Consider the following 24,627-nt stretch of genomic DNA (forward strand, 5'->3'; position numbering starts at 1 on the left):
ACACTAGACGCGTGAACGCCGATGTCAGCGCCCGTCACGACCACTCGCACGACGACGACGTCGCCGCGGTGGAGCGTGCGCTGGACCGGCTGCGCGCCCGCGGCCACCGCATCACCGGCGCCCGGCACGCGGTCCTCGAGGCGCTGGCGACCGTCGACGGCCATCCGAGCGCCGAGCAGCTGTCCGAGCACGTCCGCGAGCTGCACCCGACGGTGCACCGTGCCACGGTCTACCGCACGCTCGAGACGCTGGCCACGCTCGGCGTCGTCACGCAGGTGCACGTCGGCGGGGGCGCCACCACGTACCACCTGGCCGCCGACGCCACGGGGCACGACGACCACCTGCACGCGAGCTGCCGGGTCTGCGGCCGCATCATCGACCTCCCGAGCGACCTGCTCGACCCCATCACGCTGCGGCTGGCCGTCGAGAGCGACTTCCAGCTCGACCCGCCGCACATCGCGCTGTCCGGCACCTGCCGGAGCTGCCAGTAGTCAGGCGTCCAGCCGCAGCGTCGCCCGGGCCGGCCAGTGGTCCGACGGCACCCGGCCGCCCGGCTGCTCGCGCACGACCTCGGCGTCCTCGTACGTCCAGTGCGGGCTGGCCAGGATGTGGTCGATGCGCCGCCCGTCCGACGCGCCGGTGAAGTGGTGCATCGTCCCGCCGGTCAGGGGCGCGGGCCGGAGTCCGGCGTCCAGCAGCGGCCGCAGGGCTTCGTCGCGGGGCCCGGCGTTGAAGTCGCCCATGACGACGGCGGGGAGGTCCGGGTCCAGCCAGCCGGCCAGCTGCCGGGTCGACGCGACCCGGTTGGCGGTGTGGCGTTCGTCGAGGTGGGTGTTGACGACGGTGAACTCGCGGGCGGTGCGCTGGTCGCGGCAGCGGATCAGGGTCGCGATGCGCGGGAACGACGCGTCCGGCAGCGCCGTCGCGGGGACGTCGGGGGTGTCGCCGTACCAGCGGGTGCGGTGCTCGAGGACCCGGATGAACCCGCCGCTGACGGCGATGGGGCTCTGCTCGCCGGACCGGCCGCCGCTGCGGCCCTGCGTGAACCACTGCAGGCCGGGCAGCCGCCGGGCGAGGTACGCGCGCTGGAACTCGTAGACCTCCTGCAGCCCCAGCACGTCCGCACCCAGCCCGCCGATGACCGCGGCCGTGGCGCCGCGTCGGAACCACCACGCGTTCCACCCGTCGAGGGCACGGCCGTTGCGGATGTTGAACGTCGCGACTCGAAGCTGCAGACCGGGCTCCACGGCGGCAGCGTATCGGTCAGGTGCCGACGGCATCGGTCCGTCGCAGCAGGCCGCCGAACCGGACGGCGTTGCGCACGGCGGCGCCGCCGGGGTCGTTGTTGAAGTAGACGTAGACGTCCTCGTCGCCGGCCCAGGTCCCGGCCAGCCGGTCCGCCCAGCCGCGCAACGCCTGCCCGCCGTACGAGGGCCACGGCCGCGCCGCGCCCTCGTGCAGCCGCAGGTAGCCCCAGTCCGCCGTGCGCCACAGCGGCGTGACCGGGCGGCCCCGGCGGTCGGCCCAGCACAGCGCCGCGCCGTGTCGCTCCAGCACCGCCCGCACCTCGCCTGACCACCACGACTCGTGCCGCGGCTCCACCGCCACCCGCACGCCGCGCGGAAACCGCGTCAGGCAGTCGTCCAGCCGGTCCGGCTCGGCCGGCAGGTTCGGCGGCAGCTGCAGCAGGACCGGCCCGAGCCGGTCGCCCAGCCCCGCGGCGACGTCGAGGAGCCGGCGCACCGGCTCGTCCGGGTCGCGCAGCCGCCGGATGTGCGTCAGGTACCGGCTCGCCTTCACCGCCATGACGAAACCGGCCGGCAGCCGCTCGCGCCACGACTCGAACGTCTCACGTCGCGGCAGCCGGTAGAACGTGCCGTTGTTCTCGACCGTCGCGAACACCTCGGCGTACCGCTCGAGCCAGCGCCGTTGCGCCAGCCCGGGCGGATAGAGGACGCCGCGCCAGGAGTCGTACTGCCAGCCCGACGTCCCCACGTGGACGACCATGTCGGTCCAGTGCCCATTCGCGGACGGTTCGAACGTGCCACACTGCGTTTATAATAGGCACAGCTGCTCTTATAAAGAGCGCGATCGTACTCGATCTGCGACAGCTCGGAGACGACCATGGACTGGAGCGATCCCGCCACGGCGGTGATGTCCCACGGGACTGCGGCCGTGATCCGTGCGCTGTCCGGCGCCCGCTCCTTCGGGGTCCGTGAACTGGCAGGTGTCGCCGGGGTCTCGCCCACCCGGGCACGCCAAGTCGTCCAGCGATTGGCAGAACATGGCCTCGTCGAGGTCGACGCTCACCCAGGAGCACATCTCGTACGACTGAACCTCGACCATCTCGCCGTCCAGCCGACGATCGCCCTCGCCCACCTCCGAACAGAGGTCCTGCACCGTCTCGGCAACGAGGTCAATGGCTGGCCGCTGCCGGCAGAACATGTCTCGTTGTTCGGATCGGCGGCCCGCGGTGACGGCAACACGTACTCCGACATCGATCTCCTTGTGGTTCGACCATCAGGCGACCAGGAGGCATGGGATCACCAGCTGGCGGACTCTGGGGCCGCCATCCGACGGTGGACCGGGAACTGGGTCAGTTGGTTCGAGGTCGAGGTCGGGGGGTTGCAGCGGATGGCGGCCGAGGAGGAGCCGATCGTCGACGAATGGTGCCGCGACGCCATTCTGCTGCGCGGCCGCTCTCTGAACTCACTCCTGCGGAGAACACCGTGACTCGAAGGGAACGTACCGGCGGCAGGGCACTCGCTTCGGCCCGCACGGCCGTTGCCCAGGAGTATCTCCAACTGGCCGAGCTCGCCGCATCCGAGCAACGGCGGCCTGCCAACAACGCCGCCGCGGGAAACGCCGTCCTGGCGGCGATCGCAGCCGCAGACGCCATCTGCTGTCTACGACTTGGTCGATACCACGCAGGCGAGGACCACCGGGCCGCCGCCACTCTGCTGGAACGTGTCGATCCCAACGGGACTGACCTGGCTCGACACCTCACAAAGGTCCTTGCCGTCAAGGATCAGGCGCACTATTCCGGCGAGGGAGTCACGGCGACACGTGTGACCAGCGTCTTGCGCAGCGCGAACAAGCTCGTCGGCGAGGCCCAGGCCGTCCTCGACCAGCTTCGTTGAGAGGCGGGGCGCCGACGCGGGCCGGTCAGCCCGCGCCGACGCCCCGTCGTGGGGCTGGCGGCGTCACACCGCGACGGCCTGCACCGCGGGCACGCCGATCGCCTTACGGGCCGCGCCGAGGCAGGACGCCAGCGTGAGCACCGCCGCCGTCGACACGATGCCGAGGTAGATGGCCAGCGTCGTGTCTGGCAACAGTTCGCCGGTGCGGGCCAGGCTGTACGGGAACACCGTCACGATCGAACCGATGGACCCGAACAGCACGCCCGCGGCGGCCAGCACGACGCCCTCCATGCCGACCATGCCCAGCACCTGGGGCGGGGTGGACCCGACCAGCCGCTGCTGGCCGAACTCGCGCCGCCGGTACGTGGTGGAGGCGACCAGCGTGTTGATCACCATGATCGCCGCGAACACCGACAGCATCCCGATCACGACGAAGTTCAGCGTCTCGATCGCCTGCGCCTCGTCCGGCGGGATCGACGAGCCGGCCACCGGCGGGGCGCCGTTCTCGATGCTCTGCATGTACAGCGTGCCGGTGGCGATGCCCGTGAACAGGATGATCGGCATCAGCGCGCCGGCCATCTGCTGCGTCCGGCGGCGGACGTTCTCGACGGCGAGGTAGCCGCTGGAACCGCCGATCAGCCGCAGCGGACCAGCCAGCAGCGCCGTCACCGGGCGCACGAGGACCGGCCCGAGCAGCGCCAGCCCGATCGAGAACCAGATCGACGCCTGCCCGGCGGTCTGCATGGCGTCGATGCCCTTGCCGTCGAAGACTGTGGCCGTCAGGATGCCGCAGTTGATGCCGACCGCGATGAAGACGATCGCCGCGATGACGCGCTTGCGGCTCAACCGCCCGCTCTCGAGGGCGGCGGCCGTCATGGCCTCCTTGGCCCGCATCCGCACCGTGCGGCGGGCGGTCGCGGCCGCACCGCCGACCGCGGCGAGCATCGTCACGCCGATGCCGATCGACAGTGCCGCCGGGCCGAACGCGTAGCCGACGCCGTCGGCGACCTGGTCGGTCTCCTGCAACATCTCGAGCAGGAACCAGCCGCCGCCCGCGGCCAGCGGGACCGCCAGCAGCGACGCGACCACGCCGACCACGGCGGCCTCGCCGACGATCATCCGGCCGACCTGGAACGGGGTCGCGCCGACGCTCTTGAGCAGCGCCATCTCGCTCGCCCGCTGCCGCACCGACAGCGTCATCGTCGAGATCACCGCCCCGAGCACGATCACCAGGCCCCAGCCACCCACGACCGACGCCATGGTGACCAGCGTCTCCTCGCTGACGGCGTCGACGCCGGCACCACCCGCGGTGTCGAGCATCGCGGCGAACGACATGATCACCGTCGCACCGAGGAACATCGACAGGAAGCTCGCGACGAACCCGCCGGTGCGGTGCCGCAACGTGCGGACGGCCAGGCCGAACACGTCACTCACCCACTGCCGGGCGCAGGTCGGCGGCGTCACCGAGGTGCGTCATGCGCTCGGCGACGGCCTCCGCGGTCGGACGGTCCAGCGAGCCGGCGATGCGGCCGTCGGCCAGGAAGATCACCGAGTCGGCGTACGACGCGGCGACCGGGTCGTGCGTCACCATGACGACCGTCTGCCCGAACTCGCGCACCGCCTCGGCCAGCAGCGTCAGCACCGTGCGGGCGCTGCGGCTGTCGAGGGCGCCGGTGGGCTCGTCGGCGAAGATCGCGCTGGGGTTCGTGACCAGCGCCCGGGCGATGGCGACGCGCTGCTGCTGGCCACCGGACAGCTCGGCCGGACGGTGGTTGATGCGCTCGCCCAGCCCGACCCGCTCCAGGATCGCGACCGCGCGCTTGCGGTCGGCCCGCTTGCCGGCCAGCCGCAGCGGCAGCGTCACGTTCTGCAGGACGGTGAGCGTCGGGAGCAGGTTGAACTGCTGGAAGATGAAGCCGATGCGCTGCCGGCGGAACTTCGTCAGCTGGGTCTCGCTGCCACCGGTCAGCTCGGCGCCGTCGATGAACACCCGGCCCTCGGTGGGCTGGTCGAGCCCCGCGGCGCACTGCAGGAACGTGCTCTTACCCGACCCGGACGGGCCCATGATCGCGGTGAACGTGCCGGCGGCCAGGCTGACGGACACGTCGTCCAGCGCCCGGACCGGGTTGTCGCCGGTGCCGTAGGTCTTGCTGACCTGCACCAGTCGCAGAGCCTCGGCGGCCCTCGTGATGTCCATGCTCTTCTCCGTTCTCGTCAACGTCTACCCAGCAACCTAGAAATCGGCGTGGCCTGGCGCGATGGAGCGGACTCCCCAGTTGGGGTAGGGCTAGCCCCCGCCACCACCACTCCTCCACCGCTCTTGACCTGCTGGGTACAGTGACGGCGTGCCAGGTCTCGGACGCGGTCGAGCGCGCTTCGCGCGCGGACTGGTCATGTCCGCGGCCTGCCTGCTGCTGCCGACGCTGGCCCACGCGGCCGCCGGCGGCGACGTCACCACGCAGCCCGGCTTCGTCGCCGTCGCGGTGCTGCTGTGCGTCGCGTGCGTGGCGCTGGCCGACCGCCGCCGCTCGGTGGCCGAGATCGCGGCCATGCTGGTGCTCACCCAGCCGGTGCTGCACGTCCTGCTGACGCTCGACGGCCACCACGACGGCACGGCGTCCGTCGTCCCGTCGGCCGGCATGGCGCTGGCGCACGTCCTGTCCGCCGTCGCGCTGACGATGCTGCTGGCCGGCGCCGAGAACGTCGCGTGGTCGCTGGCCTCGCTGTCCGCGACGGTGCTGCTCACGCGGGTGCGCGAGCTGCTCGCGTCACCCGTCATCGCCGTCGCGCGGGTGCGCCCGACCGGTGGCGAGGTCGTCGCGGCCGCGCCGCTCGGCGTCAGGCTGGTCCGGTCGACACCGTGGAGGGGCCCGCCGGCACTGCCGGCTCTGGGCTGATCGACCACGGGGGACGCGGCGCCGCTTGGGCGTCGCGGGGCTTCCGTGCATCTCCACGACCGAGACAAAGGACGCATTTCATGATCACACGTACCCTCGCCCGAGCGGCACTCGCCGCCGGTGGGGCCGTCGCGCTGGGGGTGGTGGTCGCGGCCGGCGCCGCGGCGCACGTCACCATCCGGCCGGACGTCGACACCGCCGGCTCCTACGCCAAGGTCACCGTCCGGGTGCCGAACGAGTCGGACACCGCCGGCACGGTGCAGGTCCGGCTGGACCTCCCCGCCGACACCCCGATCCCGTCGGTGCGCGTGCAGCCGCACGCCGGCTGGACCGCCGAGCTCACCACCACCCAGTTCCCGGAGCCTGTGCAGGTCGGCGACCGCACGCTCGAGGAGGCGGTCACGGCCGTCACCTGGACCGCCGACCCCGGCGTGCGCATCGGCCCGGGCGAGTTCGACGAGTTCGCCATCTCCGTCGGCCCGCTCCCCGAGGCCGGCACCTACTTCCTCCCCGCCACCCAGACCTACGACGACGGCGAGGTCGTCGCGTGGGCCGAGGAGACCGTCGAGGGGCAGGAGGAGCCGGAGCGGCCGGCGCCGTCGCTGGAGATCGTCGAGGCGACCGGCGACGACGGCCACGGCGGCGCGCCGGCGGCCGAGAACGTGTCCGACGAGGGCGGCGATGAGCCGGCGTCTGCCGCTTCCGGCGACAGCTCCGACGACCTCGCCCGCGGGGTCGGCATCGGCGGCCTCGTCGTCGGTGCGGCCGGGCTGGGCATCGGCGCGGCGGCCCTGAGGCGGCGTCGTGCGTAGCCTCCGCCGCCTGATCGGGGTGGCGGCGCTGGCCGCCGCCCCGGTCGCCGGGCTCTCCCTCCACGCCGCGCCCGCCGCCGTCGCGCACGACCAGCTGGTCGCCAGCACGCCGGAGGACGGCGGCACCGTCGACGCGCCGCTCACCGCCGTCGAGCTGGTGTTCAGCAACGCCATCCCGGGCGAGTTCGTCCAGGTCGCGGTCACCGACGACGCGGGCGCGACGTTCCAGGACGGCGCGCCGCAGACCGTCGGCGACACCGTCACCCAGGCCGTCCAGGAGCTGCCGGACGGCGCGTACACGATCGCCTACCGGGTCGTGTCGTCCGACGGCCACCCGATCGAGGGCACCGTCGGCTTCACCGTCGCCGGTGTGGGCCCGGCCGCACCGCCGTCCGACGAGGCGTCGGCGCCACCGTCGACGCCGTCAGCGCCGCCGTCGACGCAGGAGGAGCCGTCGGAGCAGCCGTCCGACGAGACCACGCCGGCCGCCGGCTCGTCGTCCTCCGACGACGACGGACTGGGCTCGACGGCGACCGTTCTGCTCATCGCCGGTGGCGCGCTGGTCGTCGCCGTCCTCGCGTTCGTGGCGGCCGGTGGCCGGCGGCGCACGGCACCGGAGGACACTGACAGCTGATGAACACCACGACTCCGGCCGCCGACGTCGTCCCGCCCACCCGCCAGTGGGGGGTGGCGGCGGCCGGGATCGCCCTGGTCACGCTGATCATCGCGCTGCTGATCGGCGGCGGCGACGCCACTGCCGGCATCCCCGGCCTGGGCGACCCCGGCGAGGTCACCAAGTGGGGGCTGCCGATCGCCCGGGCCATCCTCGACGGCGCCGGCGCGGTCACCGTCGGGCTGCTCGGCCTGGCCGTGGTGCTGCCGACCCGCAAGGGCCAGCTCGGCAGCGAGGCGCTGCACGCGCTGCGGGCGGCGTCGCTGTCGGCGCTCGTGCTGGCCGTCGCTGCCGCCGTCGTCCACCTGCTGACGCTGTCCGACCTGGTCGGGCGGCCGCTCCCGGACGCGCTGGCCGGCGACTCGTTCATCTCGTACACGTCGACGGTCGAGCAGGGCCGGGCCTACGCGGCGATGGTCGTGCTGGCGCTGGCGATCATCCCGGCCGCTCGCCTGACGTTGGGCCACGGTGGTGCGATCGCGTTGCTCTGCCTCGGCATCGCGACGCTGGTCCCGCTCAGCCTGATCGGGCACTCGTCGTCCGGCGACTACCACCACTCCGCGCGGGTGTCGCTGCTCGTCCACCTCATCGGCATGGCGCTGTGGGTCGGCGGGCTGGTCGCGCTGTCGTGGTACGCGGGACGGAAGGGGAAGGAACTGCCACGCGTGGCGCGCGCCTTCTCCGCCGTCGCGCTGGGCTGCTTCGTCATGGTCGCGGCCAGTGGCGTGCTGAACGCGTGGGTGCGGCTGGAGTCGCTGGCCGAGGTGTTCACGTCCGCGTACGGGCTGATCCTGCTCGGGAAGGTGCTCGCGCTGCTCGCGCTGGGCTGGCTCGGCTGGCGGCACCGCAGCCGCACCCTGCCGCAGCTGGAGTCCGGCCGTCCGGGCGCGTTCCGCCGGCTCGCCGTCGGCGAGGTCATCATCATGGCCGTGGCGCTCGGTCTCGCCGTCGCGCTCAGCCGCACCGAGCCGCCCGGCCCCGAGATCCCCGAGGTGCGCACCGTCGTCCGCACGCTCATCGGGTTCCCGATCCCGCCCGAGATCAGCCCGGGCCGGCTGCTGACCGAGTACTACCCGGACGCGATGTTCGCGCTCGGCATCCTCGCCGCCCTCCTGCTCTACCTCGGCGGCGTGTGGCGCCTGCGCCGCCGCGGCGACACCTGGCCCGTCGGGCGGACCCTCGCCTGGCTGACCGGCCTCGCCACCGTCGCCGTCGTCGGGCTGAGCGGGCTGCAGACCTACGGCATGGTCATGCTGTCGGTGCACATGGTGCAGCACATGATCCTCATGATGGTGAGCCCCATCCTGCTGGTCCTCGGCGGTCCCGTCACGCTGGCCCTGCGTGCGCTCAAGCCGGCCCGGCGCGGCCAGTTCGGCCCGCGCGAGGCCATCACCGCCGCCGTCAACAGCCCGGTCGCCCAGGTGCTGACGCACCCGCTGGTCGCGCTCGCGCTGTTCGTGTCGGGCTCCTTCACCGTCTACTTCACCGGCCTGTTCGAGACGGCCATGCGCTCGCACACCGGCCACATGCTGATGAGCGCCCACTTCCTCGTCGTCGGGTACCTGTTCTACGAGATGCTCATCGGCATCGACCCGCTGCCCAAGCGCCCGCCCTTCCCCGCCCGCGTCGTCCTGCAGCTGCTGGCCATGTCCTTCCACGCCGTCTTCGGCCTCGCCCTCATGGAGTCGTCCCGCCTCATCGCCGGCGACTACTACCGCGAGATCGCGACGGAGATCCCCTGGCTGCCCGCGCCGCTGGACGACCAGATCCTCGCCGGGCAGATCACGTGGGGCTTCGGCGAGCTGCCCGGCCTGATCGTCATCGGCGCCCTGTTCGTCCAGTGGTACCGCTCCGACGAACGCGAGGCGCGCCGCTTCGACCGCCGCGAAGGCGAGGACGAGGCCGAGCGCGAGGCCTACAACGCCTACCTCGCCCAGCTCGACGAGCGGTCGAAACGCGAACAGACCTGACCCCCGGCGGGCACGATTTCGCCCGCGCGTCGGCGTCGGCTAAACTCGTCCCGCCAACGCAAGGACAGGTAGCTCAGTTGGAAGAGCGTCCGCCTGAAAAGCGGAAGGTCGGCGGATCGAACCCGCCCCTGTCCACCCACTGACCAGCGACGATGCCTCCCGCTGGTTGACCGTGAGAGACCGGATCCGACCGGGAATCGCCGTCCCAGGTCGCACGAGTGCCGCCGCGCTCCCCGTGGGCCTACTCGGCCCCGGTCTCCTCATAACCGCCGCTCCCAGGCCGGAGTGGAGCGTGTCAAGGGTCGAAGATCGCGAAGCGAAGCGGAGTGCCCTTGACTCGTGGAGTGGAGGCCGGACAATCGCGGCACGAGGGTGACGGCCCGACCGTCGTAGCTCTCGTGGGCCGGTCGACCAACGGACCCGTTAGTACGGCGTGGGGTCGATCGCAGAATAGGCCCGGTCCAACTCGGCCACGTACGTGTCCTGACCGAGGCCGGGGATGAGTGGATTCAGGGCCCGTTGAACCTCTGAGAGCACCTTCTGCTCGACCGGTCGGTCGAGTTCGATCACCTCAAGGTCGTGTGCAAAGTCCGAGAAGGCGATGACCTCATGCAGGACCACGGCTTCGGCCTCGGACATGCGCAAGGTGATGTGGCGGTCGGATCCGCGAACTGCTTCCATGGGCAAATGTTCGCACCGTCAAGTCGCGCGGCTGGAGCGCCACCGACGGCCGGCCGATCGGTGCGGGTCGCGGCGCGGGCTCGTCCACCAGTCGAGATTTGACCTCAACCGCGGTTGAGGTCAGAGGATGGTCGCGTGACTGCCGCATTCGACATCGACTCTTTCCTCGCGAGGCCCTTGGCCGCCAGAGTGGCGACCAACGGGCCGACGGTGCGGCCCGCGTGGTACCTGTGGGAGGACGGAGCGTTCTGGATCCTGTCCGGCCCATGGGCGAGGCTGCTCGACCACGTGCGCTCCGATCCGGCCCTGGCCGTGGTCGTCGACGAGTGCGACGTGGTCACTGGCGTCGTCCGTCAGGTCATCGCACGCGGCGTGGCGGAGGTCCTCCCCTTCGATGTGCCGCGTGGACGACGCAAACTGACTCGTTATCTCGGCCCTGACGAATCGGCCTGGGACGCGCGGTTCCGGCATTACCTGCACGACGATCCCACGACGAACGGCACGGTCTGGCTACGCCTGGAACCAGCCCGGCTCATCGCGTCGGACCTCAGTTACCGAACGGCCTGAACGCGCCGGCGCCGCGAGCGGACCTGATCATGGCGCCGGACGAGGGATGACCCCGCGCCCGCCGGCCGGGAGGGACCGACGGGCGCGGGGCCGGCTCAGGGTCGCTGAGCGCACGTCGCGCGTGACCATACCCGCGGTCCAGCGGCACCGAAACCGGCTCGGCGGAAGAACGCCGCCCAGGTCGACGCGGGCGGGGGCACCAGCGCTTGACTTCGAGCGCGCTCGAAACCGTAGCGTCGCGGGATGCGCTATCGACCGCTCGGCGGCACCGGCATCCACGTCAGCCCCTACTGCCTGGGCGCCATGATGTTCGGCGCGGCCGGCAACCCCGACCACGACGACAGTGCCCGCATCATCCACGCCGCGCTCGACCGTGGGATCAACTTCGTCGACACGGCGGACATGTACTCGGCCGGCGAGTCGGAGGAGATCGTCGGGAAGGCGCTGCAGGGCCGCCGCGACGACGTGGTGCTGGCGACGAAGGTGCACTTCCCGCTGACTGAGGGGCCGAACCACAGCGGCAACTCGCGCCGCTGGATCATCACCGCCGTCGAGGACAGCCTGCGCCGGCTGCAGACCGACTGGATCGACCTCTACCAGGTGCACCGGCCCGACCCCACGACCGACGTCGAGGAGACGGTGTCGGCGCTGAGCGACCTCGTGCGCCAGGGCAAGGTCCGCGCGTTCGGCCACTCCACGTTCCCGGCCGAGGAGATCGTCGAGGCGCAGCACGTGTCCGAACGGCGCGGACTGCTGCGCTTCCGCACCGAGCAGCCGCCGTACTCGCTGCTGGCCCGCGGCATCGAGACGTCGGTGCTGCCGACCTGCCGGCGCTACGGCCTGGGCGTCCTCACGTGGAGCCCGCTCGCCTCCGGCTTCCTGTCCGGCCACCACCGCAAGGGCCGCCCGATCGACCTGACGACGGGACGGGCGAGGCTGGCGCCCGGGCGGTTCGACCCGGCGCTGCCGGTGAACGCGGCCAAGCTCGAGCTGGTCGAGCGGCTGATCGAGGTGGCCGACGACGCGGGGTGCACGCTGCCGCGGCTGGCCGTCGCGTTCACGCTGGCGCACCCGGCGGTCACGTCGACGATCATCGGGCCGCGCACGATGGAGCAGCTGGAGTCGTTGCTCGACGGCGCCGAGGTCGCCCTGGACGACGCGACGCTGGACCGCATCGACGCGATCGTGCCGCCCGGAAGCAACGCCTATCGCCCCGACGGCGCGTGGACGCCGGTCTCGCTCTCCGATCCGGCGCTTCGGCGCCGTCCATTGAGTGAGCGCAGCGCCGCCGGATAAAGCTGTGTCAGGTCGACGGCATCAGCGCGCCGTCCGCGTCACATTCCGGTGGACTAAGAGGTCGCACATTCTGGCCGAATGGCCGATAAGAAAGATGATGTGCGAGAAAAGAAAGCGACCGTTGAAAGTAGCGGACACGGGCGGCCGGTTGCCCACCGCCCGTGTCGACGCCTGGCGGCTGGTGCGATGCGACAGCGCAGCCATACCCCACCCGGGGCTGACTCCGTCGCACTCGCGACGCCGACCGATCTCGTGTGATCCTGCACCACAGGTCACACGACTTCTAGTTACGCGTTCCCGCGCAGCCCCCGCCGCAGGCCTGGCCCGCCGCCTACGGGCCCAGCCTTGACTTCCCCGTTACCGCCCCCGCTCGGCATGGTCGAGCGTATGGTGGGACGATTCTCACCCCTTAGAGCTCGCCGACCTCGACGCGCTCCACTGCGGACCCTTGCCCGTTGAGCAGCGCACGCACCTCGGACTCGCGGTACCGCCGGTGGCCACCGAGCGTCCGGATCGACGTGAGCTTGCCGGCCTTGGCCCACCGGGTCACCGTCTTCGGATCCACCCGGAACATGGCCGCCACCTCGGCAGGAGTGAGGAGGGGCTCGGCGTCTTGTGTCCTGGTCGCCATCGTCACCTCCTTAGATCCCATAGCGGGAGGTTTCCCGCCACACCGGATATTCCACCTTGTCGACCCCCTCGAACGACACCGCCCGTACGGCTCGACCCAAGCCAGCCATTCGGATGATGTCCACCCAGGGTGTCTCTAGCCTACGTAAGGTTCACGTAAGCCGCGAACCGGCCCAACTCGTGCGGGACCGGCCTACCCGGCATCGGAGATCGTCCGCGTGCCGGCACCACCCACCTCGGCTTCTCGTCGCGTTCGTCCACCCTTGACTGCGAGACACAGCAGTGCCCCACATGCCACGGCGGCGACCGGAACGATCAGCGTCGGCTTCATTGCATCAACATAGCCCTGTATGAACACATCGTGGGCCATTTCGGCGATCTTTCCCGCGACTTCTTGAGAAACTCCCGGTGGAAGTGCCATGTCAATTCCACCTTCCGCGCCGCTGACCTGCAGACCTCCCTCAGCGGCCCCCGCGAAACCGTCGATGAACGGTCGTTGCGCGTCCGGCGGCAAAGCCGTTGCGGCCGCAACGGCCTCGGAATGCAGACGGCTCGCGAGCAGCCCTTGCAGCACCGCCCCGACGACCGCACTACCCACCACCTGGCCCAGTTGACGGTTCGTGTTCAGCACCCCGGACGCCGCGCCGGCCACCCGTCCGGGCACGTCGCGCATCGCCACGGTGTTCATGGGGGCGAAGATGCACCCCAGCCCCAACCCCGCGACCAGCAGCGACGGCAGGAAGTGCCACCACTGCGCGGTGTCGGTGGCCACCACGGCGAAGGACAGCACGCCGGCGCCATAGAGCAAGAGGCCCGCGATCAGGATGAACTTGCCGCCGACGCGGTCGGTGAAGCGGCCGGCGAACGGCGCCACGAACATCGAGACGACGGACATCGGCGCGAGCGTCAGCCCCGCCTCCAGCGCGGTGTGCCCGAGCACCGTCTGCAGGTAGATGGTGATCGGCAGGAAAGTCCCCACCATCCCGATGGCGACCAGCCCCGCCACGCCGTTCATCACCGAGTAGTTGCGGTCGTGGAACAGGCCGAACGGGATCAGCGGCTCGCGGTCCTGACGCAGCGCCTGCAGCACGAGGAACACGGCCAGCAGGACGGAGCCGGCCACCAGCAGCGCCGGGATCGACACGAACTCCCACACCTGCCCCCACCCGAACCGCTCGCCCTCGACCAGCCCGAAGGTCAGCAGGACGAGCGCCGCGCTGGCCAGCACGACGCCGGGAAGGTCGAGCCGGTGCCGCTCGCGCCGGGCCGACTCCGGGATGATCGACCACGCCATGGCCAGCACGACGACGCCCACCGGCACGTTGACGAAGAAGATCCAGCGCCAGTCGAACACCGTCACCAGCAGCCCGCCCAGCGTCGGCCCGGCGACGGTGGCGACACCGGCCACCGCGCCCCAGATGCCGAACGCCGTCCCGCGTTTCTCCGGCGGGAACGTCGTGATGAGCAGGGCGGACGTCTGTGGCATCAGGATCGCGGCGCCGATGCCCTGCACGACGCGGCAGGCGATCAGCATGGCCGGGCCCTGCGACAGCCCGCAGGCCAGCGACGCCAGCGTGAACACCGCGACGCCGATGATGAACATGGTGCGCTGGCCGCGCAGGTCGCCGAGGCGACCCGCCGTGATGACCAGCACCGCCAGCATGATCACGTAGGCGTTGATCACCCACAGGATCTCGTCGAGCGACGCGCCGAGCTCGGTCATCATGCTCGGGATGGCGATGTTGACGATCGTCACGTCGAGCAGCGTCATGAAGAAGCCGAGACACAACGTGAGCAGGATCGCCCAGGGGTTCCCGTGCCATCGCCTCACCGTGCTACCTCCTCGGTACCGCCGGTCGTCCTAGAGTGAGCTTGACACCAGCCCGCACACCCCGCGGGCTCTGACGTGAAAGGGTCACCACCATGACCAAGGCGTCGCCGCTGGTGTTCGGCCGACACACCGGACACGAGCAAGTCGTTTTCTGCCACGATGCCGGAAGCGGCCTACGAGCCATCATCGCGCTCCATTCCACTGCCCTCGGACCCGCCCTCGGCGGTACCCGCTTCTACCCGTATGAATCCGAGGACGCCGCACTCGAGGACGTCCTGCACCTCTCCCGCGGCATGACCTACAAGAACGCCCTCGCCGGTCTCGACCACGGCGGCGGCAAGGCGGTCATCATCGGCGACCCCGAGCTGGACAAGTCCGAGACGCAGCTGCGCGCCTACGGCCGGTTCGTCCAGTCCCTCGGCGGCCGCTACATCACCGCCTGCGACGTCGGCACCTACGTCGCCGACATGGACATCGTCGCCCGCGAGAGCCGGTGGGTCACCGGCCGCTCGCCGGCCGAGGGCGGCGCCGGCGACTCCAGCGTGCTCACCGCGTTCGGCGTGTTCCAGGGCATGCGCGCGGCCGCCGAGCGGCTGTGGGGCGGCACCAGCCTGGCCGGACGTCGGGTCGGCGTCGCCGGCGTCGGCAAGGTCGGCTCCAAGCTGACCGGCCTGCTCCTCGACGAGGGCGCCTCGGTCGTCGTCACTGACGTGTCCGAGCACGCGCTCGACCAGCTGCGCGCCGCGCACCCGCAGGTCGACGTCGTCGACGACACCACCGCGCTGCTGGGCGCCGGCATCGACGTGTACGCGCCGTGCGCGCTGGGCGGCGCGCTCGACGACGACACCATGACGTTGCTCACCGAGGGCAAGGTGGCCGCCGTCTGTGGCGGGGCGAACAACCAACTCGCCCACGCCGGCATCGAGAAGAGCCTCGACGACGCCGGCATCCTCTACGCGCCCGACTACGTCGTGAACTCCGGCGGCGTCATCCAGGTCGCCGATGAGCTGCACGGATTCTCGTTCGACCGGGCCAGGACGAAGGCCACGAAGATCTTCGACACCACCCGCGAGATCTTCCAGCTGGCCGCCGACGACGGCGTGCCTCCGGCCGTCGCCGCCGACCGCCTGGCCGAGCGCCGAATCGCCGCCGTCAGTCGATTGCGCGACGTCTACCTGGGCTGATGACGCACCGAGGCTCGCTAGTTGGTACCGGATGAGGCGGAACAGCCTCGGACCCTGTACCGTTATCCCTACGAGCAGATGTCATTCGAACGGAAACGAGGGCGTCCAGTGAGCTGGTCGCCCCGGTTTGTGCGAGGGGGTCGACCCTATGGGGCGCGGCCGGGCCAAGGCCAAGCAGACAAAGGTCGCCCGTCGGTTGAAGTACCAGACTCTGGACACCGACTTCGGCGCTTTGCAGCGTGAGTTGGGCACCGACGGCGATGGCGATAGTCACACGGACCTCGACGAGGAGAACGACGGCGAGGAGTACGACGAGTACTCGCGCTACCTCGACGACGATGACGACGAACCCCGTCGTCATGCGGGTTGACCCGGGCCGTTAGCGAAAGATCGTCGGGCGGTCTGCCGTCCTCGGCTCGCCGAGGCCAGCAGACCGCCTGAGCCGCTCGATCAGCCGCGATAGGCGCCGTGCAGCGTCGCCGATCCGTCGCCGCCGACGACCTCTCCGGCGATCCACGCCGTCACCCCTCGATCCGTCAGCAGCCGCACCGCCGCGTCGGCCGCGTCCGCCGCCACGACGGCGACCATGCCGACGCCCATGTTGAGGGTCTTCTCCAGCTCCGGCTCCGACACCTCACCGACGGCACCCACCAGCCCGAACACCGGCTGCGGCGTCCACGTGGCGCGGTCCAGCCGGGCCGTCACGGTGCCGGGCAGCACGCGGGCCAGGTTGGCGGCCAGCCCGCCGCCGGTGACGTGCGACATCGCGTGCACCTCGACGGCGGCCGCCAGCGCCAGGCAGTCCTGCGCGTAGATGCGGGTCGGCTCGAGCAGTTCCTCGCCCAGCGTGCGGCCCAGCTCCGGCACGTCGCGCTCCAGCGCCCAGCCGGCCCGCTCGAGGAGGACGTGCCGCACCAGCGAGTAGCCGTTGGAGTGCAGCCCCGACGACGCCATGGCGACGACGACGTCACCGGCGCGCACCCGCTCGGCCCCGAGCAGCGCGTCGGCCTCCACGACGCCCGTGACGGCCCCGGCGACGTCGTACTCGTCCGGACCCAGCAGGCCCGGGTGTTCGGCCGTCTCGCCGCCGCTGAGCGCGCAGCCGGCCGTGACGCACGCCTGGGCGATGCCCTTGACGATGGCGGCGGTGCGCTCCGGGACCACGCGGCCGCAGGCGATGTAGTCGGTCATGAACAACGGCTCGGCGCCGCACACGACGATGTCGTCGACGACCATGCCGACGAGGTCGAAGCCGATGGTGTCGTGGACGTCCATGCGCTGCGCCACCGCGACCTTGGTGCCGACGCCGTCGGTGCTGGTGGCCAGCAGCGGCCGCCGGTACGTCTTGAGCGCGCTGGCGTCGAACAGGCCGGCGAAGCCGCCGAGCCCGCCGACGACCTCGGGGCGGCGGGTCTTGGCGACCCACTCCTTCATCAGCTCGACGGCGCGGTCACCGGCCTCGATGTCGACCCCGGCACTGGCATAGGTGGCACCCGAGGGTGCGTTCTCACTGCTCGACACGGACAGAAGCGTATCCGGTAGGCTCTGCTCCAGCGTCCGGGCCGTGAGTCGCCCGGCCCGACAGGAGAGGAGGTCGCGATGTACCGCCATGGTTTCCGCGCCGCTCTCCACCATGAGGGCGGCTGACTCTCCGAGGAGAGACATGCACCTCAGCATCACCCGTCCCAGCACGCCCGACCAGGCGCTCGCGCTGCTGCGCGGCGCCCGGTCCGAGCTGGGCACCTACATTGCCGATCTCGTCGTCACCGACGACCACCTCACCACCGCGTTCGCGGCCCGCAAGCGGCGGCCCGAGTGGGTCTGGACGGCCCACCGCGACGGCCGCACCGTCGGCCGGGTGGCCGCCTGGGGCGCACCGGCCAACGACCACCCCTGGATCGTCGACCTGTTCGAGCTCGGCGCCGAGCCGGACCGCGTCGAGACCATGACGGAACTGCTCCGGCAGGCGGTCGCGGACCTGCGCGCGGGCGGGCTCGAGCAGGTCGAGCTGAACCTGCACCCGCCGGCCGGCTGGCGCGACGATCCGCCGCCCGCGCTGACCGACCTGCTGGCCGCGGCGAAGGCGGCCGGGTTCGAGATCCTGGTGACGCGGCGCCGGTTCCGCTGGACGCCGGACGCCGGTGTCCCGTCCGCCGGTGACCGGCTGCGGTTCGAGCCGGTCAGCGGGCCGGACGACCCCGCGCTGGCCGACGCGTACCGGCGCACGTTCGAGGGCAGCCTCGACGCGCACACCCAGCGGTCGCTGCGCACCCGCGACGCGGCCGAGCTGGCCGCCGAGGAACTGGCCGACATGATGCATTACGCCGGCCCGGTCGACGGCTGGCGGGTCGCCTACGACGCCGACGGCGCGCTGGCCGGGCTCGTCACCGGCGACCCCGGCACGAAGGTGTTCACCGGCTACGTCGGCGTCGTGCCGGAGCAGCGTGGCCACGGGTACGCCCGCGAACTGCTGGCCTGGATGACGCGCTGGCAGGCCGAGCAGGGTGCGCAGAAGGTCGTCGGCGAGACCGACGACGCGAACGTCCCCATGGCGAACGCGTTCGAGGCCGTCGGATTCGTCCAGGAGAGCGCCCGCATCGACCTCGTGTCCGGCTGAGTTCCGCGGCGCGGGTGGGGTCGGCCGACGCCGGCCCCGCCCGCCGTCGCGGCGGCGGCTGGTAGAACGGGCGGTCGACGCGCCTCGCGCCCCCGACTACTGGTTTCCACGGCAGTGCCCGCGAGCCCTGGCCTGGGTCACGCCGAACCGGTCGAACCGCTGGGCCGGCCGAGCAGGTCGGTGATCTGTTCCGGCTGCGCAACGCGGCGGCCTGACGCAGCCCGGAGGGCGACCGCCGTGCCGGGCAGGCGTCAGGTGGTGCCCTCGTTGCCGTAGACGGTGACGTGGACGTGGTCGTAGTGGTTCGCGGTCGCGTCGCCGCGGTCCTCCATCGAGCGCCAGCCCTCCGAGGAGCGCTCGACGGTCCAGATGCGCTGCCGCCAGATGACCTCGCTGACGCCCAGCTCGCGGTAGTTCTCGCGGACGTAGGCCGCGATGTCGTCGCCGACGGAGCTGCTGATCATGATGTCCAGGGCGCGGCCGCTGCCGTGCTCGCCGCCGTCGCCGGAGCGCAGGCCACCGTACGAGGACACCTGCGGGAACAGGGCACAGACGGCCCGGTGCACGCGGATGGCGTCCTGGGTGAGGCCGTCCTCGACGCCGGAGCCGGACTCGCACTCGGCGGCGGAGATGCCCCCGGACGGCTCCTCGGCGGGCGGCTCGTCGGCCAGGTACTCGGTGGCCACCCAGTACGGCTCGCCGTCGAGCAGGATCTGCGACCAGGTGCCCTCGGTGGCGCCGGTGATGTCGACCTCGGCGCCGGACCCGAGCACCGTGACGACCTCGGCGTCGAGGTCGGGGCTGGTGCGCACGTTCAGGCCGGCCGTCACGAACAGCTGCCCGGCCACCGTCGGCTCCGGCGTGGGAGTCGGGGTCGGGGTGGGCGTGGGGGTCGGCGTCGGCGTCGGGGTGGGAGTAGGCGTGGGAGTCGGGGTCGGCGTGGCGGTGGGCGTCGGCGCCGCGTTCGGCGTCACCGACGGCAGCTCCGGACGGTCCTGGCCGCGGCTCGCGTCCTCCTCGCGCTCCGGGAGGTCCATCGACGCTGTGGCGTTGTCGCCGACGGCGGCGTCGTCGGGCCAGAGCGTGACTCCGGCGACGGCGGCACCGGCCAGCACCACCGGCGCGGCCAGCAGGGCGACCCGGCGCCGGGTGAGCGCGGGCAGACGGGTGAGCGCCGGCAGCTTGGCCCGTCGATGACGAGACCGACCGTGACGCGGCTGCGACACTACTTCTCTCCCATCCTCAGCTCGATACCATTTCGTGACCGAGGAGCAGGCAACCACATTTCGGGCGTTTTGTCACAACCCCGCCTCACGGGCGCCGCAACGCATCGGCGGCACCACCGGCGCTGAGCAGGGAGTTCAGGCCGTCGGCGGGATCGCCGAGTGACGCGGCTCGCGCCAGGCCGTCGCGGTCGGGGGTCTCGCAACCAGGGATGGGGTCCTGCTCCAGGAGGTCCTTCCCGGCGCGGGCCGGCGGCTCGATCGGGTAGACGCCGTCGAAGCAGGCGCGACAGAGATCGTTCTTCGGCACCGTCGACGCCTCGATGAGCGCGTCGAGCGACACGTAGCCGAGCGAGTCGGCGCCGATGGACCGGCAGATCTCGTCGGTGGACAGGCCGGTGGCGATCAGCTCGGCCCGGGACGCGAAGTCGATGCCGTAGAAGCACGGCCAGCTGACCGGCGGGCTGGAGATGCGCACGTGCACCTCGGCGGCGCCGGCCTCGCGCAGCATGCGCACCAGCGCCCGCTGGGTGTTGCCGCGCACGATGGAGTCGTCGACGACGACCAGCCGCTTGCCGGCCACGATCTCGCGCAGCGGGTTCAGCTTGAGCCGGATGCCCAGCTGGCGCAGCGTCTGCGACGGCTGGATGAAGGTGCGGCCGACGTAGGCGTTCTTGACCAGCCCCATGCCGTACGGGATGCCGGACGCCTCGGCGTAGCCGACCGCGGCCGGCGTGCCGGACTCGGGCACCGGGATGACGAGGTCGGCGTCGGCCGGGTGCTCCACGGCCAGCCGCCGGCCCACCTCGACGCGGGTCTCGTGCACCGAGCGGCCGGAGATGTGGGTGTCGGGCCGGGCGAGGTAGACGAACTCGAACAGGCAGCCCTTCGGCTCGGCCGCCGCGAAGCGGTGCGAGCGCAGGCCGTCGGCGTCGATGGCCACCAGCTCGCCGGGCTCGACCTCGCGGATGAACGAGGCGCCGACGATGTCGAGCGCGGCGGTCTCGCTGGCCACGACCCAGCCGCGCTCCAGCCGGCCCAGGACGAGCGGACGGACGCCCTGCGGGTCGCGTGCGGCGTAGAGGGTGTTCTCGTCGGAGAACACCAGCGAGAACGCGCCGCGCGCCTGGGCCAGCACCTCGCCGGCGCACTCTTCGAGCGTGCGGTCGGCGTACGAGCCCATGAGCGCGGTGATCAGCGCGGTGTCGGTGGTGTTGCCGTAGCGCAGTTCGCCGCTGGCGGCGCCCACCCGCTCGTGCACGAGCTCGAGCAGCTCGGCGGTGTTGGTGAGGTTGCCGTTGTGGGCGAGCGCGACGGTGCCGGCCGGCGTGGCGCCGAGCGTCGGCTGCGCGTTCTGCCAGTGGCTGCCGCCGGTGGTGGAGTAGCGGGTGTGCCCGACGGCGACGTGGCCGACCAGGGTGTTCAGCGTGGACTCGTCGAAGACCTGGCTGACCAGGCCCATGTCCTTGTAGACGAGGATCTGCTCGCCGTTGCCGACGGCGATGCCGGCCGACTCCTGACCCCGGTGCTGCAACGCGTACAGCGCGAAGTAGGTGAGCTTGGCGACCTCTTCGTCGGGTGCCCACACCCCGAAGATGCCGCAGGCGTCCTGCGGCCCCTTCTCCTGTGGGTTGATGTCGTGCGTGAGTCGTCCATCGCCCCGGGCCACGGCACCCAGTGTACGGAGCGGGACCCGGATTGCGAGCCGAGGGAAGAACACCGGGCCGCGAGGTGGTTGCCTAAGGACATGAGCCCCACGACGGTATTGATCACCGGCGCCACCGATGGCCTGGGCCGATGGCTCGCGCTCCGGCTGGCGGCGTCGGGCGTCGGCGTCGTCCTGCACGGCCGGAATCCGGCGCGTCTGGACGAGACCGCCCGCGAGATCCGGGCCGAGGGCGGGCGCGAGCCGGTCGGTGTCGTACGGGCCGACCTCGCCGACCTCGGCCAGGTCGACCGGCTGGCCGACGAGGTGCTCGGCCGCTTCCCCGGCCTGGACGTGCTGGTCAACAACGCCGCGGTCGGGTTCGGCGAGCCGGGGGGCGGGCGCGAGCTGAGCCCCGACGGCGTCGAGCTGCGGTTCGCGGTGAACTACCTGGCCGGCTACCACCTGACCCGCCGGCTGCTGCCGGCGCTGGTGGCGGCGGCGCCCGCGCGCATCGTCAACGTCGCCTCCATCGGCCAGGCGCCCATCGACTTCGCCGACCCCATGCTCGACCACGGCTACGACGGTTACCGCGCGTACCGGCAGAGCAAGCTCGCGCAGATCATGTTCACCCTCGACCTCGCCGACGAGCTGAACGGCACCGGCGTCACGGCGAACACCCTGCACCCGGCCACCCTGATGGCGACGTCGATGGTGCGCGAGGCCGAGCTGACCCCGCTGAGCACGCTGCACGACGGCGGCGAGGCGACGCTGCGGCTGATCGCCGACCCGAACCTGGCCGACATCAGCGGCGTGTACTTCGACCAGACCATGGCCGCGGCGCCGCACGCGCAGGCGCTCGACCCCGACGCCCGGCGTCGGCTGCGCGAGCTGTCCCAGCTGCTGGTCGCCCAGGCGCTGGCCCAGCCCAGCTGACCACCGGGCGCCGGGTGAGCCGTCAGGACGGCCGCTGGGCCGCCCGCGCCGACCGGGTGGCCGCCGTCAGTCGCTGACGCCGGTGTGCGCGACCACCTGCCCGACCATCCAGTCGACGGCGGGCGCGACGGCGCCGTTCGAGGTGAGCAGGCCGGGCGGGTCGCCGACGTACCGGTCGGACAGCAGCCCGCGGGATTCCAGCCGGTCGACCAGCGCCGCCTTAACGGCAGCACGGTGCAGGCGGGGCGGTACGGAGAACGCGAGCACGTCCAGCGGGTCGCGCGCGACGTCGGGATAGCGCGCCAGCAGCCGGCCGACGTCGGGGTCGGTGTCGTGCAGGTGCAGCCAGGTGCGCACCACCGGGGGCACGCCGGTGCTGCCGGCGTAGACGACCGGGCGGTCGGCGCCCGCCCGCAGCCACACGTAGACCCAGGAGCCGACGCCGACCAGATCGCCGTCGCGCACCTGCAGCAGGATGGCCTCGTTCTCCATGGCCGCAGTCTGACAGCGACGGCGGCCGTCGTTCAGTCCGAACGACGGTTTCCCGGCTCTTGTGACAGTTGCACCAACGTGCGGACAGTGGCCAGATTCCGTGACGTCGCCACGCCGAGCGCCGGCCGGCTCAGCGCCGCCGCCAGCTTGCTGCGTCCGGCGCCGCCGGGCACGTGCAGGTACAGCGTGGTGCCGACGAGGCGGAACTCGTCGGCGCCGGACTCGACCCGTCCGGCGGCCGCGTAGCGCTCCGCGTCGGGCTGCGTGCGCAGGAAGCTCAGCAGCAGGCGGTTGGGCTCGGCGCCGGGGAACGGGTTGGCATCGACGGCGGCCACCAGCTCGTCGTGGGTGCGGACCAGCACGGCGATGTCGAGGCCGAGGTCGTCGCGGATGGCGCCCTCGATGGCCGCCTCGAGCTCCTCGCGCCCGGCGCCCTGCGTGCCGCTGGCGAAGACGACGTTGCCGCTGTTGATGTAGGTGGCGACGTCGGTGTGGCCGAGCCCCGCGACGAGCTCGCGCAGCTCGGCCATGACGACCTTGTTCTTGCCGCCGACGTTGATACCCCGGAGCAGCGCGACGTGCCGCGACACCGGCCCGCCCCTACCGCGGCAGCCGGGCCAGCCGGTCGAGCAGCAGCGTCTCGGCCAGGCAGCCCTTGGCGAACATCGCGAGGTCGAGGCTCTCGTTCAGGCCGTGCGGGCCGCTGAGAGGGTCGCCCATGCCGGTGACCAGGACGGTCGCGTCGGGGAAGGTCTGCTCGAACTCGGCGATGAACGGGATGGAGCCGCCCATGCCGGTACGCACCGACGCGACGCCGAACGCCTCGGTGAGCGCCGCCTCGGCCGCCTCGACGACCGGGCCCTCCGTCGGCAGGGCGCAGCCGCCGCCGAGCATGCCCTCGGTGATCTCGATCTGGACGCCGAACTCGACATGCTCGCGCAGGTGCGCCTCCAGCGCGTCGAGCGCGGCCCGCGGGTCCTGGTCGGGCGCGATGCGGACGCTGACCTTGGCGCGCGCCTCATGTACCAGGATGTTCGCGGCGTCGGCGACCGCCGGCGCGTCGATGGCCAGCACCGACGCGGTGGGGCGGGTCCACAGGCGGTCGAGCAGCGAGCCGCTGCCCATCAGCTGCACGCCGTCGAGGACACCGGCGTCGGCGCGGAACCGCTCTTCGGGGTAGTCGACGTCGGCCGCGTCGGTGGTGACCAGCCCGGCGATGGCGACGTCGCCCTTGTCGTCGTGCAGCGTGGCCAGCAGCCGGGTCAGCGCGGTGAGCGCGTCGATGACCGGGCCGCCGAACGCGCCGGAGTGCACCGACTTCTCCAGCACCCGCAGCGTGACCAGGCAGTCGACGCCGCCGCGCAGGCTGGTGGTGAGCGCGGGGACCTCGGCGGTCCAGTTCGCGGAGTCGGCGACGACGATGACGTCGGCGGACAGGCGGTCGCGGTGGGCCTCGAGGAACGGCGTGAACGTGGGCGAGCCGATCTCTTCCTCGCCCTCGACGAACAGCACCACCCCGACCGGCGGGCGGCCGTCGAACGCGCGCAGCGCCCCGATGTGCGTGGCGACGCCGGCCTTGTCGTCGGAGACGCCGCGGCCGAACAGCCGGCCGTCGTGCTCGACCGGCTCGAACGGGTCGCTGGTCCAGCCGTCCCGCGGCCCCGTCGGCTGCACGTCGTGGTGGGCGTACAGCAGGACGGTGGGCGCACCCTCCGGTGCCGGCCAGCTGGCGATGACGGCGGGCCGCCCACCGGCCGCACTGACGACGTCGGCCTGGGCGGCTCCGGCGCCGCGGGCCAGCTCGGCCACCGCCTCCGCGCTGGCGAGGACGTCGCCGGCCCGGGCCGGGTCGGCGCTGACGCTGGGGATGCGCACCAGCCGCTCGAGGTCGGCGCGCACGGACGGGAGGACGGCCTCGACGGCGGCACGGAGATCGGTCATGCCGGACACTCTAGGTGCCCCCGCCGACAGCCGGGAGTGCGACCGGCTCGCCCCGCCGAAGCCGAGCACGGGAGGAGGTCGGGGCCCCTTTG

General features: G+C 72.0%; 26 protein-coding genes, 1 tRNA gene and 1 pseudogene. 15 read left to right on the plus strand and 13 right to left on the minus strand.

Features of this window, described 5'->3' with window-relative positions:
- Positions 1 to 11: 11 nt before the first annotated feature.
- A complete protein-coding gene (locus BLV02_RS20545) occupies positions 12 to 491 on the plus strand; it encodes a Fur family transcriptional regulator (RefSeq protein WP_069109913.1) in 480 nt (159 codons plus the stop codon).
- Here BLV02_RS20545 and BLV02_RS20550 read toward each other — a convergent pair whose 3' ends face one another.
- Together BLV02_RS20550 and BLV02_RS20555 are read right to left on the minus strand one after the other, a co-directional pair.
- Entirely contained in the window at positions 492 to 1,247 is a 756-nt protein-coding gene (locus BLV02_RS20550) for an endonuclease/exonuclease/phosphatase family protein (protein ID WP_171906667.1), read from the minus strand.
- Positions 1,248 to 1,263: 16 nt separating this feature from the next.
- Positions 1,264 to 2,007 (minus strand): DUF72 domain-containing protein, encoded by a 744-nt coding sequence (locus tag BLV02_RS20555; protein WP_069109915.1) that lies wholly within the window; start codon positions 2,005 to 2,007, stop codon positions 1,264 to 1,266.
- A gap of 117 nt (positions 2,008 to 2,124) precedes the next feature.
- Here BLV02_RS20555 and BLV02_RS20560 point away from each other — a divergent pair, with 117 nt between their 5' ends.
- Together BLV02_RS20560 and BLV02_RS35770 are read left to right on the plus strand one after the other, a co-directional pair.
- Positions 2,125 to 2,733 carry a nucleotidyltransferase domain-containing protein gene (locus BLV02_RS20560; RefSeq protein ID WP_069109916.1) on the plus strand — a complete coding sequence of 203 codons (609 nt, stop codon included), beginning with the start codon at positions 2,125 to 2,127 and terminating at the stop codon, positions 2,731 to 2,733.
- Positions 2,730 to 3,140 (plus strand): hypothetical protein, encoded by a 411-nt coding sequence (locus tag BLV02_RS35770; RefSeq protein WP_141711423.1) that lies wholly within the window; start codon positions 2,730 to 2,732, stop codon positions 3,138 to 3,140. Before BLV02_RS20560 ends, BLV02_RS35770 begins: the two co-directional genes overlap by 4 nt.
- 63 nt (positions 3,141 to 3,203) lie before the next feature.
- Here the strand turns inward: BLV02_RS35770 and BLV02_RS20565 are convergent, their stop codons facing one another.
- Together BLV02_RS20565 and BLV02_RS20570 are read right to left on the minus strand one after the other, a co-directional pair.
- The gene (locus tag BLV02_RS20565; RefSeq protein ID WP_216094044.1) at positions 3,204 to 4,604 is read right to left on the minus strand and encodes an ABC transporter permease; all 1,401 of its coding nucleotides are present in this window, start codon (positions 4,602 to 4,604) and stop codon (positions 3,204 to 3,206) included.
- Positions 4,567 to 5,337, minus strand: coding sequence for an ABC transporter ATP-binding protein (locus BLV02_RS20570; RefSeq protein WP_069109917.1), 771 nt, complete (start codon positions 5,335 to 5,337; stop codon positions 4,567 to 4,569). Before BLV02_RS20570 ends, BLV02_RS20565 begins: the two co-directional genes overlap by 38 nt.
- A gap of 196 nt (positions 5,338 to 5,533) precedes the next feature.
- Here BLV02_RS20570 and BLV02_RS20575 point away from each other — a divergent pair, with 196 nt between their 5' ends.
- From BLV02_RS20575 to BLV02_RS20595, 5 genes are all read left to right on the plus strand, one after another.
- Positions 5,534 to 6,037, plus strand: coding sequence for a hypothetical protein (locus tag BLV02_RS20575; RefSeq protein WP_069109918.1), 504 nt, complete (start codon positions 5,534 to 5,536; stop codon positions 6,035 to 6,037).
- Between the two features lie 80 nt (positions 6,038 to 6,117).
- Positions 6,118 to 6,849, plus strand: coding sequence for a YcnI family copper-binding membrane protein (locus BLV02_RS20580; protein ID WP_069109919.1), 732 nt, complete (start codon positions 6,118 to 6,120; stop codon positions 6,847 to 6,849).
- Positions 6,842 to 7,483 carry a copper resistance CopC family protein gene (locus tag BLV02_RS20585; protein ID WP_083288337.1) on the plus strand — a complete coding sequence of 214 codons (642 nt, stop codon included), beginning with the start codon at positions 6,842 to 6,844 and terminating at the stop codon, positions 7,481 to 7,483. Before BLV02_RS20580 ends, BLV02_RS20585 begins: the two co-directional genes overlap by 8 nt.
- Positions 7,483 to 9,492: a bifunctional copper resistance protein CopD/cytochrome c oxidase assembly protein gene (locus BLV02_RS20590; RefSeq protein WP_069109921.1), complete on the plus strand. Its 2,010-nt coding sequence runs from the start codon at positions 7,483 to 7,485 to the stop codon at positions 9,490 to 9,492. The genes BLV02_RS20585 and BLV02_RS20590 overlap by 1 nt, the downstream gene beginning before the upstream one ends.
- A gap of 62 nt (positions 9,493 to 9,554) precedes the next feature.
- Positions 9,555 to 9,627: transfer RNA gene (locus tag BLV02_RS20595), tRNA-Phe, on the plus strand.
- 288 nt (positions 9,628 to 9,915) lie between these two features.
- Here BLV02_RS20595 and BLV02_RS20600 read toward each other — a convergent pair.
- A complete protein-coding gene (locus BLV02_RS20600; protein WP_069109922.1) occupies positions 9,916 to 10,173 on the minus strand; it encodes a hypothetical protein in 258 nt (85 codons plus the stop codon).
- 135 nt (positions 10,174 to 10,308) lie between these two features.
- Between BLV02_RS20600 and BLV02_RS20605 the strand changes: the two genes are divergently transcribed.
- Complete coding sequence (locus BLV02_RS20605; protein ID WP_069109923.1) at positions 10,309 to 10,740, plus strand: pyridoxamine 5'-phosphate oxidase family protein; 432 nt, start codon at positions 10,309 to 10,311, stop codon at positions 10,738 to 10,740.
- Between the two features lie 243 nt (positions 10,741 to 10,983).
- Positions 10,984 to 12,036: an aldo/keto reductase gene (locus tag BLV02_RS20610; RefSeq protein WP_069109924.1), complete on the plus strand. Its 1,053-nt coding sequence runs from the start codon at positions 10,984 to 10,986 to the stop codon at positions 12,034 to 12,036.
- A gap of 409 nt (positions 12,037 to 12,445) precedes the next feature.
- Here BLV02_RS20610 and BLV02_RS20615 read toward each other — a convergent pair whose 3' ends face one another.
- A complete protein-coding gene (locus BLV02_RS20615; RefSeq protein ID WP_026874431.1) occupies positions 12,446 to 12,667 on the minus strand; it encodes a BldC family transcriptional regulator in 222 nt (73 codons plus the stop codon).
- Between the two features lie 192 nt (positions 12,668 to 12,859).
- The gene (locus BLV02_RS20620; RefSeq protein ID WP_216094045.1) at positions 12,860 to 14,497 is read right to left on the minus strand and encodes a DHA2 family efflux MFS transporter permease subunit; all 1,638 of its coding nucleotides are present in this window, start codon (positions 14,495 to 14,497) and stop codon (positions 12,860 to 12,862) included.
- 92 nt (positions 14,498 to 14,589) lie between these two features.
- Between BLV02_RS20620 and BLV02_RS20625 the strand changes: the two genes are divergently transcribed.
- Both BLV02_RS20625 and BLV02_RS20630 read left to right on the plus strand, forming a co-directional pair.
- The gene (locus BLV02_RS20625; RefSeq protein ID WP_069109926.1) at positions 14,590 to 15,681 is read left to right on the plus strand and encodes a Glu/Leu/Phe/Val dehydrogenase dimerization domain-containing protein; all 1,092 of its coding nucleotides are present in this window, start codon (positions 14,590 to 14,592) and stop codon (positions 15,679 to 15,681) included.
- Positions 15,682 to 15,877: 196 nt separating this feature from the next.
- The gene (locus BLV02_RS20630) at positions 15,878 to 16,051 is read left to right on the plus strand and encodes a DUF3073 family protein (protein WP_245737773.1); all 174 of its coding nucleotides are present in this window, start codon (positions 15,878 to 15,880) and stop codon (positions 16,049 to 16,051) included.
- Between the two features lie 80 nt (positions 16,052 to 16,131).
- On the opposite strand, the gene purM is transcribed toward BLV02_RS20630, so the two are convergent.
- Complete coding sequence (gene purM, locus BLV02_RS20635; RefSeq protein ID WP_245737774.1) at positions 16,132 to 17,202, minus strand: phosphoribosylformylglycinamidine cyclo-ligase; 1,071 nt, start codon at positions 17,200 to 17,202, stop codon at positions 16,132 to 16,134.
- A 142-nt stretch (positions 17,203 to 17,344) separates the two neighbouring features.
- Here purM and BLV02_RS20640 point away from each other — a divergent pair, with 142 nt between their 5' ends.
- Together BLV02_RS20640 and BLV02_RS38325 are read left to right on the plus strand one after the other, a co-directional pair.
- Entirely contained in the window at positions 17,345 to 18,298 is a 954-nt protein-coding gene (locus BLV02_RS20640) for a GNAT family N-acetyltransferase (RefSeq protein WP_069109928.1), read from the plus strand.
- 70 nt (positions 18,299 to 18,368) lie between these two features.
- Positions 18,369 to 18,455, plus strand: a pseudogene (locus tag BLV02_RS38325) (DUF6886 family protein); the annotation flags it as partial.
- A gap of 94 nt (positions 18,456 to 18,549) precedes the next feature.
- Here BLV02_RS38325 and BLV02_RS35775 read toward each other — a convergent pair.
- Both BLV02_RS35775 and purF read right to left on the minus strand, forming a co-directional pair.
- Entirely contained in the window at positions 18,550 to 19,524 is a 975-nt protein-coding gene (locus BLV02_RS35775; protein ID WP_216094046.1) for an SH3 domain-containing protein, read from the minus strand.
- Positions 19,525 to 19,609: 85 nt separating this feature from the next.
- Positions 19,610 to 21,190, minus strand: coding sequence for an amidophosphoribosyltransferase (gene purF, locus BLV02_RS20655; protein ID WP_069109929.1), 1,581 nt, complete (start codon positions 21,188 to 21,190; stop codon positions 19,610 to 19,612).
- Between the two features lie 78 nt (positions 21,191 to 21,268).
- On the opposite strand from purF, the gene BLV02_RS20660 reads away from it, so the two are divergent.
- Positions 21,269 to 22,102 (plus strand): SDR family NAD(P)-dependent oxidoreductase, encoded by an 834-nt coding sequence (locus BLV02_RS20660; protein ID WP_069109930.1) that lies wholly within the window; start codon positions 21,269 to 21,271, stop codon positions 22,100 to 22,102.
- A 66-nt stretch (positions 22,103 to 22,168) separates the two neighbouring features.
- Here BLV02_RS20660 and BLV02_RS20665 read toward each other — a convergent pair whose 3' ends face one another.
- From BLV02_RS20665 to BLV02_RS20675, 3 genes are read right to left on the minus strand one after another with little or no spacing between them, the layout of a single operon-like run.
- Positions 22,169 to 22,594 (minus strand): hypothetical protein, encoded by a 426-nt coding sequence (locus BLV02_RS20665; protein ID WP_069109931.1) that lies wholly within the window; start codon positions 22,592 to 22,594, stop codon positions 22,169 to 22,171.
- A gap of 32 nt (positions 22,595 to 22,626) precedes the next feature.
- Positions 22,627 to 23,184, minus strand: coding sequence for a DUF1697 domain-containing protein (locus tag BLV02_RS20670; RefSeq protein ID WP_069109932.1), 558 nt, complete (start codon positions 23,182 to 23,184; stop codon positions 22,627 to 22,629).
- A gap of 10 nt (positions 23,185 to 23,194) precedes the next feature.
- Entirely contained in the window at positions 23,195 to 24,535 is a 1,341-nt protein-coding gene (locus BLV02_RS20675; protein WP_074946933.1) for a dipeptidase, read from the minus strand.
- Positions 24,536 to 24,627 lie beyond the last annotated feature (92 nt).

The organism is Jiangella alba (assembly GCF_900106035.1).
GTDB classification, from domain to species: domain Bacteria; phylum Actinomycetota; class Actinomycetes; order Jiangellales; family Jiangellaceae; genus Jiangella; species Jiangella alba.